Here is a 16,104-nt window from a genome sequence, read left to right on the forward strand (position 1 = left end):
GCCACCCGCTACGACAAGACCGCCGAGTCCTACCAAGCAGCCGTCACCCTCGCATCGCTCCTGATGTGGGCGTGACATTTGAAGACACCGCCTAGCCCCTCCTCCGCCCCCTTCTCCCCCGTACGACGCGTAAGACCCGTACGACCCGCACGACCCGCACGACCTCCAAGGAGCTGCACCCCCATGCGTATCGGCATTCTCGGCCTCGGCCGCATCGGCGCCTTCCACGCCGAGACCCTGTCCGGACTCGACGCCGTCGAGTCGCTCGTCGTCGCCGACCCGTTCGCCGAGGCCGCCAAGTCCGCCGCCGACCGGTTCGGTGCCGAGGTCGCGGACTCCCCGGAGGCCGTGCTGGCGGCCGGGGTGGACGGCATCGTCGTGGCCGCCGCCACCGACGCCCACCCGGCGCTGATCCTGGCCGCCGTCGACGCGGGCGTGCCCGTCTTCTGCGAGAAGCCCGTCGCGAGGACCATGCGGGAGGGCGTCGACGTGCTCCGGGCCGTCCGGGGCAGGGACGTGCCGATCCAGATCGGCTACAACCGCCGCTTCGACGCCGGGTTCGTCGCCGCGCGCGCCGCCGTGCGCTCCGGTGAGCTGGGCACCCTGCACACCGTGCGGTCGACCACCCTGGACCCGGCGCCGCCGCCGGCCGCGTACGTCGCCGCGTCGGGCGGCATCTTCCGGGACTGCTCGGTGCACGACTTCGACATCATCCGCTGGGTCACCGGCCGCGAGGTGCGCGAGGTGTACGCGGTCGGCGGGAACCGGGGCGCGGACTTCATCAGGGAGGCGGGCGACGCCGACACCACGGGCGCGGTCCTCACCCTGGACGACGGCACGATCGCCGTGGTCTCCAACTCCCGTCACAACGCCCGTGGTTACGACGTCCGCATGGAGATCCACGGCTTCCAGGACTCCATCGCGGTGGGCCTGGAGGACAAGCTGCCGCTGCGTTCGGTGGAGCCGGGTGTGACCTTCCCGGCCGGTGTCCCGCACGACTTCTTCATGGACCGCTTCACCGCCGCCTACCGGGCCGAACTCACCGCGTTCACCGAGGTGGTGGCCGGCACCCGGCCCTCGCCCTGCACGGTCGAGGACGCCCTGGAGGCCGGCTGGATCGCGGAGGCGTGCACGCTGTCGCTGCACGAGCACCGGCCGGTGACGATCGCGGAGGTGCGCGCCGCCTGACCGGCGTACGGGCGGCGGCGGGTACCCGGCTCACCGCCGCACACCTCCCTCGCCTCACCGCCGGCCCTCGCCTCACCGCCGGCCCTCGCCTCACCGCCGGCCGGCTCCCTCACTTCGGGACCGGCTGGGCCGGCAGGTCGAAGACGTGGTCCGGCGAGATGATCTTCGTGATGGCGTTGCCGAAGAGGGTGCTGGGCTCCTCGTTCTTGTAGTTGACGTCGGTGTTCAGCACGACGACGAGGGTGGTCCGCGCCGACGGCAGGTAGACGGTCAGGGACTGGTAGCCCGGCAGGGAGCCGTTGTGGCCGATCCAGCCCTGCACGTCGAAGATGCCGAGTCCGTAGCCCGAGCCGGGGACCGGCATGGACGGCGTGATCAGCCGCTGCTTCTGGGTGGCGGGGCTGATCATCCTTCCTCCGTCGGGGAATCGACCGGTGGCCACGGTCCGCGCCCAGACCCGCAGGTCCTCCAGCTTGGAGATCATCGCGCCGGCGGCCCAGCCCCAGGAGGGGTTCCAGTCGGTCGCGTTCTCGACCTTGCCGGTCGCGGTCTGGTTCGTGTAGCCCTGCGCGTGCGGCTGCGGGAACTCGTTGCCGGTGGGGAAACTCGTGTCGTCCAGGCCGGCCGGGTCGAGGACGTTCTCCTGGATGTAGTCCGCGAGGGTCTGCCCGCTGATCTTCTCGACGACCAGGCCGAGCAGGATCAGGTTGGTGTTGGAGTAGTTGAACTCCGCGCCGGGCTGGAACAGCACCGGGTGCTTGAAGGAGTAGCCGAGGAGTTCCCGCGGCGCGAACGGCCGCTCCGGGTCTGAGGTCAGCGCCTTGAAGAAGCCTTCGTCCATGGAGTAGTTGAACAGTCCGCTGCGCATGCCGGCCAGTTGGCGCAGGGTGATCTCGTCGCCGTTGGGTACGCCGTCGACGTACTTGCCGATGGGGTCGTCCAGGCCGATCTTCCCGTCGTCGACCAGCTCCAGCACGGCCGTGACGGTGAAGGTCTTGGTCTCGCTGCCGATCCGCATGAAGAGGTCCGGCGCCATCTTCCGGCCGGTGTCCTTGTCGGCGACGCCGAAGGACTTCACGTACTCGCCCTTGTCCGGCGTCCAGACGCCGACGGACACACCGGGGATGTTCGCCTGCTTCATGACCTGCTGGACGGCCTGGTCGAGTTGCTGCTTCACCTCGGGCGTGAGGTCGCGGACGTCGTCGCCGGAGGGGGTCGGGGAAGGTGCCGCGGCGACGGTGGTCCCGACGGGGGGCACCGCCCCCGCCGTACCGCCCGCGAGCGGCAGTACCAGGGCCGCCGTCGCGGCGGCGACCACGGCTCCCCTGCGCGCACGGACATGCGGATGGGTCATGGGCTCACTCCCGCCAGGAGACTTCGCCGCAGACCACAGCCGCACCAGGGGCACGGGCCGCGCGCGGCCCATCAGCACCAGGATAGGAGCGGCTGCGGGCCGTCGCCTGTCGGGCGGCCCGCACCCGCCGCCCGGGCGGGGCGGGGCCGGCCACCGGGTCGCTGTCATGACCGGTGCTTGTCCGCGCGGATCGCGCCCGCCCGGGGCGCCGGCGTCCGGGGAGGCCGGGAAGCCGTCCGGCCGGAGGAGGAGGGCAACGGCCCCGGTCGGCCACGGGCGGTGTTCACGCGGGGGTCCGCCCGGTGGCGGCCCGTATGTGGAGGTGGCCGACGGCCGGGAACTCCGGTGGTGCGGGAGGCATTTCGGCGTCGAAGCCGTAGCCGGCCTTCTCCGCGACCCGGCAGGAGGCGGTGTTGGCGGCGGTGTGCAGCAGTCGCAGACGGGTCACCTCGGGGAAGGCGGTGAAGGCCCAGTGCGTGAGCGCGCTCAGCGCGCGCGGGGCCACGCCCCGGCCGCGTACGGGGGCGGCGGTCCAGTAGCCGACCTCCGGCTCGGGACCGTGCGGCGCCTTGAGGACGACGTGTCCCGCCAACCGCCCTTCGCCGCCGTCGGGCCGGGCCTCCAGGACGGCGAAGGCGAGGCGCTCCCCCGTCTCCCAGCCGTCGTGCTGCGTCCGCAGCCAGCTCAGCGCCTCGGTCTCGTCCCGCACGGTCACGGTCGCCCAGCGGCGCAGCACCGGGTCCCGGTACGCCTCGGCCACCCCGGCGGCGTCCTCGGCGCACCACGGGCGCAGCAGGAGTGCGGGTGCCGACGCGGTGGCGCCGGCCTCCAGCCGTACGGCTCGCAGGGCGGTGTCGTCCGTCGTGTCCATGCCCGTCAGGCTAGGCGACGCACCCTCAGGTCTTCTCCCCGCCGCCCTCCGCCGGGGGCGGGGTGAGGTCCCGCTCCTCGGGGAGTTCGTCGACGTCGACGCCGCGCACCTGGGCCAGTTCGTGTTTGAGGGCGGCGAGTTCGGTGCCGCCGGCCATGTGGTGGGTGAGTTCTTCGAGGCTGACCTGGTCGCGGGAGGCGGAGAGTTCCATGGTGCCCAGGCGCAGGACGCTGAAGTGGTCGCCGACCATGTAGGCGTGGTGCGGGTTGTGGGTGATGAAGATGACGCCGAGGCCGCGGTCGCGGGCGGCGGCGATGTACTTCAGGACGACGCCGGACTGCTTGACGCCGAGGGCGGCGGTGGGCTCGTCGAGGATGAGGACGCGGGCGCCGAAGTGGACGGCGCGGGCGATGGCCACGCACTGGCGCTGGCCGCCGGAGAGGGTGCCGATGGGCTGTTCGAGGTCGTCGAGGACGATGCCCATGTTGCGCAGTTCCTCGTCGGCGGTCCGTTTCATCGTCTCGATGTCGAGGCGCCGCACGGGCCAGGGGCCCTTGGTGATCTCGGAGCCGAGGAAGAAGTTGCGCCACACCGGCATCAGGGGGACGGTGGCGAGGTCCTGGTAGACGGTGGCGATACCGCGGTCCAGGGCTTCGCGCGGGGTGGTGAAACGCACCGGCTCGCCGTCGACGAGGAACTCGCCCTCGGTGTGCTGGTGCAGCCCCGAGACGATCTTGATGAGGGTGGACTTGCCGGCGCCGTTGTCGCCCAGCACGCAGGCGACCTCGCCGGGGCGGACGGTGAGGTGCACGCCATGCAGGGCGCGGATGTTGCCGTACGACTTGCCCGCGTTGCGCAGTTCGACCAGGGGGCGGTCGGCGTCGGCCGGGGGGATGTCCGCGAGGACGGCACCGTGGGTGCCGGTCTTGTCGTTCGTCATGGGGTCACCTCCGGGTGGCCGTGCGCTGGACCCACAGATTGATCAGGACGGCGCCCAGGAGCATGACGCCGAGGAAGGCCTTGAACCAGTCGGGGTTCCAGCCGGCGTAGACGATGCCCTGCTGGACCATGCCGAACATGAAGGCGCCGAAGACCGGGCCGATCGCCGAGCCGTAGCCGCCGGTGAGCAGACAGCCGCCGATGACGGCCGCGGCGATGTAGATCAGTTCCTGGCCGACGCCCTCGCCGGACTGCACCGTGTTGAACGTGAACAGCTGGTGCATGCCGACGAACCAGGCGCCGAAGCCGACCAGCATGAACAGGGAGATCTTCGTGAACGTCACCGGGACGCCCACGGCCCGGGCGGACTCCTTGTTGCCGCCGACGGCGAAGACCCAGTTGCCGTACTTGGTGCGCAGCAGGACCCAGGTGGCGAGGGCGGCGAAGACCAGCCACCACACCACCGTGATCTTGACCTGGACGCCGCCGACGTCGAAGGACGAGGCGAAGACCTTCCTGGCCTGGCCGAAGCCGTCCATGTCGCTGATGTCGTCGGTGGCGACGTTCTCGGTGACCAGCTTGGTCACGGCGAGGTTGACGCCCTGGAGGATCAGGAAGGTGCCGAGGGTGACCAGGAAGCTGGGCAGGCCGGTCCTGACGAGCATCCAGCCGTTGAACGCGCCGATCCCGAGGGACACGACCAGCGCGACGACCACACCGACCCAGACGTTCATCGTGAGCTGGTAGCTGAGCATGCTCGCCGTGAGCGCCGAGGTGACGACGGCGACACCGGCCGACAGGTCGAACTCGCCGCCGATCATCAGCAGCGCCACCGGCAGGGCCATGATCCCGATGGTGGAGGACTGGTACAGGACGTTGGCCATCGAGCTGCCGTCGCGCACCGGCGGAGCCGTGACCAGGAAGAAGACGTACACCGCGACGGCACCGAGGAAGACCCCCACCTCGGGCCTGGCCAGCAGCCGCAGGGCCAGTGGGCGTCGGGAGGTCCGGCCGTCGGTCTCCTTCGGGCCGGGGGCCGGCGGTGTGGTCACCGCCGGCCCGGCGTGCTGGGTCATGCTCATCACCGGGTGCCCTTCGCGGCGTACGCGGCGACCGCGTCGACGTTGGACTTGTCGACGAAGGCCGGACCGGTGAGCACCGGCTGCTCCCCGCCGCCCAGGTAGTTGCCGTTGTTCTTGTAGAGCCACAGCGAGTCGATCGCCAGGTAGCCCTGGAGGTAGGGCTGCTGGTCGACGGCGAACTGGATGGTGCCCTGGTCGATGGCGCCCGTGAGGTTCTTGTTCAGGTCGAAGGTGGCGATCTTCGCCTTGCTGCCCGCCTCCGACACCGACTGGACGGCGGTCAGCGCGAACGGGGCGCCCAGGGTCACGACGTAGTCGACGGCGCTGTCCTGCTTGAGCTTGGCGGTGATCGTCGACTTCACCGAGGGCATGTCGGTGCCGTTGACGTACACGGTCTCCGTGGTGCCGGAGAAGGTCTTCTTCACCCCGTCGCAGCGCTGGGTGAGGCCGATGTTGCCCTGTTCCTGGATGACGCAGGCGACCTTCTTGGCGCCCTCGGAGTTCAGCCGGTTGCCGAGCGCCTCGCCGGCCACGGTCTCGTCCTGGCCGAAGAACTCCATCAGACCGAGGCTCTTCCACTCGCTGACACCGGAGTTGAGGCCGACGACGGGGATGTTCGCGGCCTTCGCCTTGGCGACGACGTCCTTGAGGGCGTCGGGTTTGGCGAGGGTGACGGCGATGCCGTCGACCTTCTGGTCGATCGCGTTCTGCACCAGGGTGGCCTGGTTGCCGGCGTTGGGGTCGGCGGAGTAGACCAGCTTGACGTTGTCCTTGGCGGCGGCGGCCTCGGCGCCCTTGCGGACGATGTCCCAGAAGGTGTCGCCGGGCGACTGGTGGGTCACCAGCGCGACGGTCATCCGGGGCGTGGTGGCCTTGCCGGCGGCGGCCTCGCCCCCTCCGTCCTCGGCCTTCTTGCCGCCGGAACTGCTGGAGCAGCCCGCGAGGGTCAGGGCGGCCGCGGCGGCCACGGCCACGACCGGGGCGATTCCGCGGGAACGGGAGGGACGGGAGGGGGAAGAGCTGTCCATCTTTCCTGCACCTCACTGTGCGACAGGGGAACGACGGCGAAAGGGGAGGCGATCACGAGGATCCGGGCCCGGACCGGAAGGTCGGGAACTGCGCGCTGCTGGGACGGGATCCAATCCCCTGGGGCGCCCACTGTCAATACTTTGTTAAGACATCATTTCACAAGCAGGTCCGAATGTAAGAACAAAGTAGGGGCAGGGGGGCGGGCGGGCCTACACCTGAGGGAGCGATCTCTACCCCGTACGGGGGAACGTCATCCGCCCCGAGGAGGCGCCGACACCGAAGCCCGGCGACCGGCGACCACGGTCCGGCCGACCGTTCGCCCGGCCGCCCAGCCGCCCGATACGGCATACAGCAGAACGGGACGCACGTTCACCGTGCGTCCCGTTCCTCCTCCGACTTCCGACGGCTTCCGGCGGCTTCCGGCGACTTCCGGGTGCCGGTCGGCCGGTCAGTGCCCGAGCGTCACCGCGGCGCCATCCGCAGCGCGCCGTCCATGCGGATGGTCTCGCCGTTGAGGTAGTCGTGGTCGACGATCGCCAGGGCGAGCCTGGCGTACTCCTCGGGTCGGGCGAGCCGGCGCGGGAAGGGCACGCCGGCGGCGAGCGAGTCGCGGAACTCCTCGGAGACGGTGGCCAGCATGGGGGTCTCGACGATGCCCGGGGCGATGGTGCACACCCGGATGCCGTACTGGGCGAGGTCGCGGGCGGCGGGCAGGGTCAGTCCGACGACGCCGCCCTTGGAGGAGGAGTAGGCGGCCTGGCCGATCTGGCCGTCGTAGGCGGCGATGGAGGCGGTGTTGACGATCACGCCCCGCTGGCCGTCGCCGTCGGCCTCGGTCTCGGCGATGGCCTCCGAGGCGAGCGCGAGCACGTTGAAGGTGCCGACCAGGTTGATCTGGATCACCTTCGCGTACAGGGCGAGGTCGTGGACGCCCTTCTTGCCGAGGATCCGCATCGACGGGCCGATGCCGGCGCAGTTGACGACGGTGCGCAGCGGCACGCCCGAGCCGGCCGCGGTGGCGACGGCGGCCCGCACCTGCTCGGGGTCGGTGACGTCGGCGGGCACGTAGCTCACGCCGGGCACCTCGGGCGCCTTGTCGATGCCGTCCTCGAGGTCGAGGGCGAAGACCCGCGCGCCGCCCTCGGCGAGCGCCTTCGCGGTGGCCGCGCCGAGGCCGGACGCACCGCCGGTGACAAGGGCGGCGGTGTTCTCGAGCTGCATCATCACTCCTTGCCGAAGACGGTGAGCGCACCGCCCTCGTTCCGGTCCAGCGCACGCGAGATGATCATGCGCTGGATCTGATTGGTTCCTTCGAAGATCTGCATGACCTTCGCCTCGCGCATGTAGCGCTCGACGGGGAAGTCGCGGGTGTATCCGTACCCGCCCAGGACCTGCACCGCGTCCGTGGTCACCTTCATGGCGTTGTCGGTGGCCACGAGCTTGGCGACGGACGCCTCCCGGGTGAAGGGCAGGCCGGCGTCCTTGAGCCGGGCGGCGGTGAGCGCCGTGGCGCGCGCCGACTCGGTCGCCGCCCCCATGTCGGCGAGGACGAAGGCCAGGCCCTGGTGCTCGATGATCGGCTTGCCGAAGGTCTCGCGCTCGCGGGCGTAGCGCACCGCGTGGTCCAGGGCGCCCTGGGCGAGGCCGGTGGCGACGGCGGCGATGCCGAGCCTGCCGCAGTCCAGGGAGGCGAGCGCGATCTTCAAGCCCTGCCCCTCCTCCCCGATCCGCCGTTCGACGGGCACCCGCACGTCGTCGAGGCGCATGGTGGCCGTCGCCGACCCCGTCAGGCCCATCTTCCGCTCGGGCGGGTCGGCGCTGAGCCCCGGGGTGTCCGCCGGGACGAGGAAGCAGGAGATGCCGCGGGCGCGGTCGTCGGAGGTGCGGGCCATGACCGTGTAGAAGTCGGCGTACCCGCCGTGCGTCGTCCACGCCTTGGCGCCGTTGAGGACGTACTCGTCGCCGTCGCGGACGGCGCGCGTGAGCATCGCCGCCGGGTCCGAGCCGGCGTGCGGCTCGGAGAGGCAGTACGCGCCGAGCAGGTCTCCGCCCAGCATCTCGGGCAGCCACTTGCGCCGCTGCGCCTCGGTGCCGAAACGGGCCAGCGGGAAACAGGACAGCGCGTGCACCGAGATCCCCACGGCCACGCTGGACCAGACCGCGGCGATCTCCTCCAGGACCTGGAGATACACCTCGTACGGCTGTCCCGCCCCGCCGTCCTCCTCGGCGAAGGGCAGCCCGAGCAGACCGCTGCGCCCGAGGGTGCGGAAGACGTCCCGCGGGAACGTCCCGTCCGCCTCCGCGTCGGCGACCCGGGGCGCGAGCTCCCTGGCGGCCAGGGTGCGCGTCAGCTCGACGAGGTCGACGGCCTCCTCGGTGGGCAGGGCGCGGGTGGCGGGCATGTCGGCCTCCACGGAGTGATACTGGAAGGAGTACGAAAGTATCATTCACAGTACTGCACGTGGGCGTGCCAGGGCATCCGCGGACGGGAGCGGAGATGCCGGAGCCGCCGGTCTCAGGAGGAGACGGCGTGCACGATGAGCGAGGCGAGCTGCTCGTACGCCTCGGCGTCGGTCAGCCCGGTGCGCGCCTTCAGCTCGCCCTGCTGGATCTGGCGCATGGTGGCGGCGGCGACCTCGCCGACGAAGGCGGTGTGCACCTCGCGGAAGGCGCCGTCGGAGACGCCCTCCGCGATCAGCCGGCGCACCCGCTCCGCCGCCATGCGCGTGTTGGCCTCGTACACCTCGCGCGCGGGCGGGAACTCGGCCACGTCGTCGAGGAAACGGCGGGACAGCGGGCGCAGCTGCTCGGCGACGGCCGTCAGGTAGACGCGGACGCGGTCGGAGGGGTCGTCGGTCTGCGCCACCCGCTTCTCCACGGCCTCGGTCGCCCCCCGGAAGTAGTGCTTGACCGCCTCCACGACCAGCCCCTGCTTGCTGCGGGCCAGCTGGTAGAGGGTGGTCTTGGAGCAGCGCAGCCGCTCGGCGAGATCGTCCAGGGTGAGGTCGGAGAACCCCTGTGCCGTCAGCAGCGCGACGAGTCGTTCCAGCAGGTCGGCCTGTCGGGCGGTGCGGCGGGGGGACGGCATGATCCCAGAATATCCGTGCCCTCGCCACGCCGGCCGCCCGGTCCGCGATCGGCGCGGCCGGACCTCGGGCGCGGCCGGGCCTCGCCGCACGGAATCCGGCCGCCGCGCCTCTCGGCCCCGGCGCGAGGAGCACCGCCCCTCACCGCGCCGGAACATCCCCCGAACGCACCGAAGCCGCCTTCTCACGGATGAGAAAGCGGCTTCCGACCTGCGATGACGCTGGTCGGGACGACAGGATTTGAACCTGCGACCCCTTGACCCCCAGTCAAGTGCGCTACCAAGCTGCGCCACGTCCCGGTGCGCTTCCCGCGGATGCCCGCGTGATCGCGCGAACAGCACTTTACCCCACACCGGGCGCTGCACCGAAAGGGGCACCGGCGCGGGACAATCGCCCCATGGGCAGCATGAGGAACGGCGGGGACGCGCGGGACCGGGACGAGGAGGGGCGGGCGCGCAGCGCGCGGCCCCGGGACGGGCTGGGGCGGCCGCTGCCGTACGGGGCGGCCGGGGTGGAGCGCCAGCCCGAGGGCGTCGTACGCCGTCCGCGGGAGAGCGTCGCCGAGGCGCAGGCGCTGCTGGACGCCGGGAAGCCGTTCCACGCCCACGAGGTGTTCGAGGACGCCTGGAAGTCGGGCCCGGAGGCGGAGCGCGCGCTGTGGCGGGGACTGGCCCAGCTCGCGGTCGGTCTCACCCACGCCGCCCGCGGCAACCTCACGGGCGGGCCGCGTCTGCTGCGGCGCGGGGCGGCGTCCGTGGAGGAGTGGGCCGGCGGCTCCGGGCGGTGGGACCCGTACGGGATGGACCTCGCCGCACTGGCCGACTGGGCGCGGCGGCTGGCGGGGGAGGTGGAGGAGTCGGGGACGGCGGTGGACGCGCGGGCCTCGGCGCCGCGGCTGCACTGACACCCGCCACCGGCACCGCCGGTGGCGTACGGCAGACTCGTGGCCGTGCGAACGATTCATGTCATCGGCATCGGCGCGGGCGACCCCGACCAGCTGACCCTCCAGGCGGTCCGGGCGCTGCGGAGCACGGACGTGTTCTTCGTCCTCGACAAGGGCGAGGTGAAGAGCGACCTCACGCGGCTGCGCCGGGACATGCTGGACACGCACCTGCCGGAGGGCGGTTACCGGGTCGTGGAGGCCCGCGACCCGGAGCGGGACCGCCGCGCGGGCGGCGCCGCCTACTCCCCCGCCGTCGGCGACTGGCGCAGCGCCCGTGCCGGGATCTACGAACGGCTGATCGCCGAGGAACTCGGCGAGGACGAGAGCGGCGCGTTCCTGGTGTGGGGCGACCCCGCGCTGTACGACAGCACGCTCGGCATCCTGGAGGAGGTGCTGGCACGGGGCGCGGTGACCTTCGCGTACGACGTGGTGCCCGGCGTCAGCAGCGTCTCGTCGCTCGTCGCCCGCCACCGCACGGGCCTGAACCGGGTGGCCGGGCCGGTGCAGATCACCACCGGGCGGCGGCTCGCCGAGGGGTTCCCGGAGGGGGTGGACGACGTGGTGGTGATGCTCGACGCCCACCAGGCCTTCCGCCGGTACGCCGACCAGGACATCGACATCTACTGGGGCGCCTACATCGGCACCCCGGACGAGATCCTGGTCTCCGGCCCGCTCGCCGAGGCCGGCCCCCGCATCGAGCGTCTGCGCGCCGAGGCACGCGAACGCAAGGGCTGGATCATGGACACGTACCTCCTGCGCCGCAACCGCCGGGGCGACTAGGGTCTTTCGTTGGGATCAGGCCGGATCAGGGAGCGGCACCGCGTCACGGCGCGTCGAGCCCCAGCCGCTCCAGTGCTCCGGCCACGTCCGGGACCGCCGTCACGCCGTCCGGCAGCGGCGGCCGCCGTACGACCACGACGGGCAGGCCCAGCCGGCGGGCGGCCGTCAGTTTCGCGGCCGTCGCCACTCCCCCGCTGTCCTTCGTGACCAGCACGTCGATGCGGTGCTCCCGCAGCAGCGCCAGCTCGTCGGTGACGGTGAACGGGCCGCGGGCCAGGACGAGTTCGGTGTCCGGCGGCATCGGCGGCGCGGGCGGCTCCACGGACCGGACGACGAAGTGCGGTCCGGTGAGGTGCGCGAAGGCCGCGAGGCCCAGGCGTCCCGTCGTCAGCAGGACGCGTCCGCCGAGGCGGGGCAGCAGTTCCGCCGCCTCCGCCAGGGAGCCCACGCGGTGCCAGCGGTCGCCGGGGCCGGGCCGCCAGCCCGGTCGGCGCAGCACGATCAGGGGCCGTCCGGCGGCGGTCGCGGCGTGCGCCGCGTTCGCGGTGATGCCGGCGGCGAAGGGGTGGGTGGCGTCGACCACGGCGTCCACGGCGTGCTCGGCCAGCCAGGCCGCGAGCCCGTCGGCCCCGCCGAACCCGCCGCTGCGGACGTCCCCCGCGAGGGCCGCGGGCCGGGACACCCGCCCCGCCAGTGACGAGGTCACCCGGACACCGGGGCGGGCCGCGAGGGCGGCGGCCAGTTCGCGGGCCTCGGTGGTGCCGCCGAGGACCAGGACGTGGGCGGACATGGCGTCGAGCGTACGAGGCGGGGGCGGCGGCGGACGCGCGGGGGCCGGTCCCGGACGGCACCCGGGCGCCCCCCCCATGATCCTCGCGGCGGACCGCCGGCCCCGGCGTTATCGTCCCCGTATGGGTGCTGTGCGTGCCGTGCTGATCGACGTCGACGGGGTCCTCACCGTCTCCTGGAAGCCGCTCCCGGGGGCGGTGGAGGCGCTGCGGGCGGTGCGGGAGGCCGGGCTCGGCGTCGTCCTCGTCACCAACACGACCTCGCGGACCCGGGCCTCGATCGCGGCGACGCTGGCGGACGCCGGTTTCCCGGTGGGCGCCGAGGACGTCCTCACCGCGCCGGCCGCGACCGCCGCCCACCTCGCCGAGCGGTTCCCGGGCGCCCGGTGCGCGCTGCTGAACAGCGGTGCCGTCGAGGAGGACCTCGCCGGCGTGAACCTGGTCGGCCTCGACGCGGACGACGTGGACGTGGTGGTCCTCGGCGGGGCGGGTCCCGAGTTCGGTTACGAGGCGCTGGACCGGGTCTTCGGGCACCTGCAGCGGGGTGCGCGGCTGGTGGCGATGCACCGCAACCTGTACTGGCGCACCGACGCGGGACTGCGGCTGGACGCCGGGGCGTTCCTGGCGGGGCTGGAGGCAGCCGCGGGAGTGGCGGCCGAGGTGACGGGGAAGCCGTCGCCGGCGTTCTTCGCGGCCGCGCTGAGGTGCCTCGGGGCGGGCGCCGGGGAGGCGCTGATGGTGGGCGACGACGTCGAGTCGGACGTCCTCGCGGCGCAACGGGCGGGGATCACCGGGGTGCTGGTCAGGACCGGCAAGTTCCTGCCGCGGGCGCTGGAGGCGGCCGACGGCACCCCGGACCACGTCGTCGACTCGTTCGCGGACCTGCCCGCCCTGCTGGCGGGGCCGCGGTCAGCGCAGTAGCAGCTGGAGGCCGCCCACCACGGTCGCCGCGATGACGAGCCGCTCGAACAGCCGCTGGTCGATGCGGTGCACCGCCCACCTGCCGAGCAGCGCCCCGGGGAGGACGAAGACGGCGAGCGCCGCGTCCAGGAGCAGCGAGCGGCCGTCGATCAGGCCGAGGCCCACGCTGAAGGGCACCTTGGAGACGTTGACGACGAGGAAGAAGAAGGCGGAGGTGCCGAGGAAGCCGAGTTTGCGGAATCCCGCCGACAGCAGGTACATCGACATCACCGGGCCGCCGGCGTTGGCGACCATCGTGGTGAAGCCGCCGAGGACGCCGTAGGCGCGGGCCTTGAGGCGGCCGGCGCGGGTCACCACGGCGTCGGGGTCGTCGGCCGCCTCGGCGGCGCGCCGCCGCCACACCGTGACCCCGGCCATGAACAGCAGGATCGCGCCGATGGATGTGCGCACGGCCGCGTCGTCGGCCCGCATCAGGAACAGCGTGCCGACGACGACACCGGCGGCCACCGCCGGGAACAGCCGCCACAGCGTGGGCCAGTGGGCGTGCCGCCGGTAGGTGAGGACGGCCAGGACGTCCCCGGCGATCAGGATCGGCAGCAGGACGCCGGTGGAGGCGCGGGCGGGCAGGACCGCGGCGAAGACCGCCAGGCTGACCGTGTTGGCCCCGCTGACGGCCGTCTTGGAGAAGCCGACCAGCAGGGCCGCGAGGGCGAGGGCGGCGAACTCCCAGCCGGTGATGTGCCACAACGTCATCGTGTTCATGCGGAAACCGATGCTACGCACACGTGACCGGGCCCGGTGAGGAGCCTCCCGCCCGGCGGCCGGGGCCGCCGGGCCGCCGCGTCGTGGTGCGTCAGTGCCGCTCGACCAGCACCGCGCTGCCCTGCCCCACCCCGACGCACATGGTCGCCAGGCCGCGCTCCGCGCCCGTGCGCCGCATCCGGTGCAGGAGGGTGGTGAGGATGCGGGCCCCGGAGCAGCCGAGCGGGTGGCCGAGGGCGATCGCGCCGCCGCTGGGGTTGACCAGTTCGGGGTCGATGCCCAGTTGGTCCACGCAGGCCAGCGCCTGTGCGGCGAACGCCTCGTTGAACTCGGCCTCCTGGAGGTCCTCGACGCTCCACCCGACGCGGTCCAGCGCCTTGCGGGTGGCGGGGACCGGGCCGATGCCCATCACGTCGGGGTGGACGCCGGCGGAGGCGCCCGCGACGTAGCGGCCGAGGGATTCCAGGCCCAGTTCGTTCAGGGCCTCCTCGCTGACGAGGAGGAGACAGGCGGCGCCGTCGTTCATCGGGGAGGCGTTGCCCGCGGTGACCGTGCCGCCCTGCCGGAAGACGGGCCGGAGCCGGGCGAGCTTGTCGTAGGAGGTGTCCTCCCGGACGCATTCGTCGGCGTCGACGACCGCGCCGTCCGGGAGCCGGACCGGCAGGATCTCGTCGTCGAAGTGGCCCTTCTCGCGGGCGAGCGCGGCACGCCGGTGGCTGCGGAGCGCGAAGTCGTCCTGGCGCTCACGGGGGATGCCGTACCGTTCGGCGACCTCCTCGGCGGTCTCGCCCATCGCCAGCAGGCCGTGCAGGTCCTTCATGGCGGGGTTGACCAGGCGCCAGCCGAGCCGGGTGTCGACGGTCTCCAGCCGGTGCGGGAGGGCCTCGTCGGGGCGGGCGAGCACGAAGGGGGCGCGGCTCATCGACTCGGAGCCGCCCGCGAGCACGATCTCGGCCTCGCCGGCGGCGATCGTGCGGGCGGCGGCGGTGACCGCCTCCATGCCCGAGGCGCACAGCCGGTTCACCGTGGCGCCGGGCACGGTCTCGGGGAGTCCGGCGAGCAGGGCGGCCATGCGGGCGACGTTGCGGTTGTCCTCGCCGGCCTGGTTGGCGGCACCCCAGTACACGTCGTCGATCCGGGCCGGATCGAGCGCGGGCAGGTCGGCGACCAGGCCGCGGATGACGCCCGCGGCGAGATCGTCGGGCCGTACGGCGGACAGGGCGCCGCGCAGCTTGCCGATGGGGGTGCGGCGGGCGGCCGCGAAGTGGACGGGACGCACGACTGGGGACTCCTGACCGACGACGACGCTGTGGTCCGACAGATTGATCAGCACGTTGACCAGCACCGCTTAATTAGCAGTGCTAGTTTCGGACTATAGACCGCCGCCGCGTCCCGTGGGAAGGTCACCGGAAGGCCACCGGGCGGCGGTGCCGGCCGCTCCGGAGTCCCGCACGCACCCGCTCCGGAGCCGCGGCCGCTCCCGTCGGAGGCCGCGTTTGCGCCGAATCGCCCTGGGCACCCGCGCCCCCATGGAGTGGTTGCGCAGTGCCGCCTGCATCGGCGAGGACCCCGAACTCTTCTTCCCCGTGGGCACGTCCGGACCGGCGTTGCGGGAGACCGCGGACGCCAAGCGGGTCTGCCGGCGGTGCCCGGTGGCCGCCGACTGCCTGGAGTACGCCCTCGCCGCCGGCCAGACGTCCGGCGTGTGGGGCGGCACCGACGAGGCGGAACGCGCCGACCTGCTCCGTACCGCACGAGACGACGTGAGAAGGAGGACCGCCGTATGACTGTCGTCAAGAGCCCTCTGCCCGAACCGGCCCGCCAGGTCACCTTCGACGCGCTGCAGGGCACGCTCGTCGATCTGCTGGGGATCTCCCTGATCGGCAAGCAGGCGCACTGGAACATCGTCGGCCCGCGGTTCCGCTCGATCCACCTCCAGCTCGACGAGGTCGTCACGACCGCCCGCGCCTTCGCCGACACGGTCGCCGAGCGGGCCGCCGCGCTCGGCCTGCCGCCGGACGGCCGCCCGGAGACGATCGCGTCGGCGTTCACGCTGCCGTCCCCGAAGGACGGCTGGCTGCGCGACGAGGACGTGGTGCGGGTGATCGCGGAGACCCTGGGCGCGGCCATCGACCGGCTGCGGGAGCGGATCGGGACCACCGAGAAGGCCGACCCGGTCACCCAGGACCTGCTGATCGGCATCACCGCCGAGCTGGAGAAGCAGCGGTGGATGTTCGAGGCGGAGAACTGGCCGCGCGAGGACTGACCGCCGGCACGGACCACGCGGGACACCGGCCACGCGGCAGGGGCACGACGCGGGCGCCCGGCTCACGCGCACGCCTCACGCGCACGCCTCACGCG

Annotated in this window: 17 protein-coding genes and 1 tRNA gene; 6 read left to right on the forward strand and 12 right to left on the reverse strand. The window is 72.7% G+C overall.

Annotated features, from left to right (window positions below; translation table 11 throughout):
- Nucleotides 1–183: 183 nt before the first annotated feature.
- Nucleotides 184–1,188, forward strand: a complete 1,005-nt coding sequence (locus ACH4N1_RS07590; protein WP_398095280.1) for a Gfo/Idh/MocA family oxidoreductase — start codon at nt 184–186, stop codon at nt 1,186–1,188.
- Nucleotides 1,189–1,297: 109 nt separating this feature from the next.
- On the opposite strand, the gene ACH4N1_RS07595 is transcribed toward ACH4N1_RS07590, so the two are convergent.
- The 9 genes from ACH4N1_RS07595 to ACH4N1_RS07635 form a co-directional block, all read right to left on the reverse strand.
- Nucleotides 1,298–2,542, reverse strand: coding sequence for a serine hydrolase domain-containing protein (locus tag ACH4N1_RS07595; RefSeq protein WP_398095282.1), 1,245 nt, complete (start codon nt 2,540–2,542; stop codon nt 1,298–1,300).
- Between the two features lie 283 nt (nt 2,543–2,825).
- Nucleotides 2,826–3,413: a GNAT family N-acetyltransferase gene (locus ACH4N1_RS07600; protein WP_398095283.1), complete on the reverse strand. Its 588-nt coding sequence runs from the start codon at nt 3,411–3,413 to the stop codon at nt 2,826–2,828.
- Between the two features lie 25 nt (nt 3,414–3,438).
- Entirely contained in the window at nt 3,439–4,353 is a 915-nt protein-coding gene (locus ACH4N1_RS07605; RefSeq protein ID WP_398095285.1) for an ATP-binding cassette domain-containing protein, read from the reverse strand.
- Between the two features lie 4 nt (nt 4,354–4,357).
- The gene (locus tag ACH4N1_RS07610) at nt 4,358–5,434 is read right to left on the reverse strand and encodes an ABC transporter permease (RefSeq protein WP_398095286.1); all 1,077 of its coding nucleotides are present in this window, start codon (nt 5,432–5,434) and stop codon (nt 4,358–4,360) included.
- The gene (locus ACH4N1_RS07615) at nt 5,434–6,462 is read right to left on the reverse strand and encodes a sugar ABC transporter substrate-binding protein (protein ID WP_398095287.1); all 1,029 of its coding nucleotides are present in this window, start codon (nt 6,460–6,462) and stop codon (nt 5,434–5,436) included. The genes ACH4N1_RS07610 and ACH4N1_RS07615 overlap by 1 nt, the downstream gene beginning before the upstream one ends.
- Nucleotides 6,463–6,925: 463 nt before the next feature.
- The gene (locus ACH4N1_RS07620; protein WP_398095289.1) at nt 6,926–7,684 is read right to left on the reverse strand and encodes an SDR family NAD(P)-dependent oxidoreductase; all 759 of its coding nucleotides are present in this window, start codon (nt 7,682–7,684) and stop codon (nt 6,926–6,928) included.
- A 2-nt stretch (nt 7,685–7,686) separates the two neighbouring features.
- Nucleotides 7,687–8,865, reverse strand: coding sequence for an acyl-CoA dehydrogenase family protein (locus tag ACH4N1_RS07625; RefSeq protein WP_398095290.1), 1,179 nt, complete (start codon nt 8,863–8,865; stop codon nt 7,687–7,689).
- A gap of 113 nt (nt 8,866–8,978) precedes the next feature.
- On the reverse strand, nt 8,979–9,551 hold the full coding sequence (locus ACH4N1_RS07630) for a TetR/AcrR family transcriptional regulator (protein ID WP_363090636.1): 573 nt from the start codon (nt 9,549–9,551) through the stop codon (nt 8,979–8,981).
- Nucleotides 9,552–9,771: 220 nt separating this feature from the next.
- Nucleotides 9,772–9,848 (reverse strand) — tRNA-Pro (locus ACH4N1_RS07635).
- Between the two features lie 98 nt (nt 9,849–9,946).
- Between ACH4N1_RS07635 and ACH4N1_RS07640 the strand changes: the two genes are divergently transcribed.
- Together ACH4N1_RS07640 and cobF are read left to right on the forward strand one after the other, a co-directional pair.
- Nucleotides 9,947–10,453: a DUF309 domain-containing protein gene (locus tag ACH4N1_RS07640; protein ID WP_398095293.1), complete on the forward strand. Its 507-nt coding sequence runs from the start codon at nt 9,947–9,949 to the stop codon at nt 10,451–10,453.
- Nucleotides 10,454–10,498: 45 nt separating this feature from the next.
- Nucleotides 10,499–11,272 (forward strand): precorrin-6A synthase (deacetylating), encoded by a 774-nt coding sequence (gene cobF, locus ACH4N1_RS07645; protein ID WP_398095295.1) that lies wholly within the window; start codon nt 10,499–10,501, stop codon nt 11,270–11,272.
- Nucleotides 11,273–11,315: 43 nt separating this feature from the next.
- Here cobF and ACH4N1_RS07650 read toward each other — a convergent pair whose 3' ends face one another.
- A complete protein-coding gene (locus ACH4N1_RS07650; RefSeq protein ID WP_398095296.1) occupies nt 11,316–12,062 on the reverse strand; it encodes a cobalt-precorrin-6A reductase in 747 nt (248 codons plus the stop codon).
- A gap of 121 nt (nt 12,063–12,183) precedes the next feature.
- Here ACH4N1_RS07650 and ACH4N1_RS07655 point away from each other — a divergent pair, with 121 nt between their 5' ends.
- Nucleotides 12,184–12,981, forward strand: coding sequence for an HAD-IIA family hydrolase (locus tag ACH4N1_RS07655; RefSeq protein WP_398095297.1), 798 nt, complete (start codon nt 12,184–12,186; stop codon nt 12,979–12,981).
- On the opposite strand, the gene ACH4N1_RS07660 is transcribed toward ACH4N1_RS07655, so the two are convergent.
- Complete coding sequence (locus ACH4N1_RS07660) at nt 12,970–13,743, reverse strand: sulfite exporter TauE/SafE family protein (protein ID WP_398095298.1); 774 nt, start codon at nt 13,741–13,743, stop codon at nt 12,970–12,972. The two genes, ACH4N1_RS07655 and ACH4N1_RS07660, sit on opposite strands and share 12 nt — an antisense overlap.
- Before the next feature lie 91 nt (nt 13,744–13,834).
- Complete coding sequence (locus ACH4N1_RS07665; RefSeq protein WP_398095950.1) at nt 13,835–15,022, reverse strand: thiolase family protein; 1,188 nt, start codon at nt 15,020–15,022, stop codon at nt 13,835–13,837.
- A gap of 217 nt (nt 15,023–15,239) precedes the next feature.
- Between ACH4N1_RS07665 and ACH4N1_RS07670 the strand changes: the two genes are divergently transcribed.
- Nucleotides 15,240–15,530, forward strand: coding sequence for a WhiB family transcriptional regulator (locus tag ACH4N1_RS07670; RefSeq protein WP_398095299.1), 291 nt, complete (start codon nt 15,240–15,242; stop codon nt 15,528–15,530).
- Nucleotides 15,527–16,009, forward strand: coding sequence for a Dps family protein (locus ACH4N1_RS07675; RefSeq protein ID WP_398095300.1), 483 nt, complete (start codon nt 15,527–15,529; stop codon nt 16,007–16,009). Before ACH4N1_RS07670 ends, ACH4N1_RS07675 begins: the two co-directional genes overlap by 4 nt.
- Nucleotides 16,010–16,104 lie beyond the last annotated feature (95 nt).

The organism is Streptomyces sp. NPDC017202 (assembly GCF_044331705.1).
In the GTDB taxonomy this organism is placed as follows: domain Bacteria; phylum Actinomycetota; class Actinomycetes; order Streptomycetales; family Streptomycetaceae; genus Streptomyces.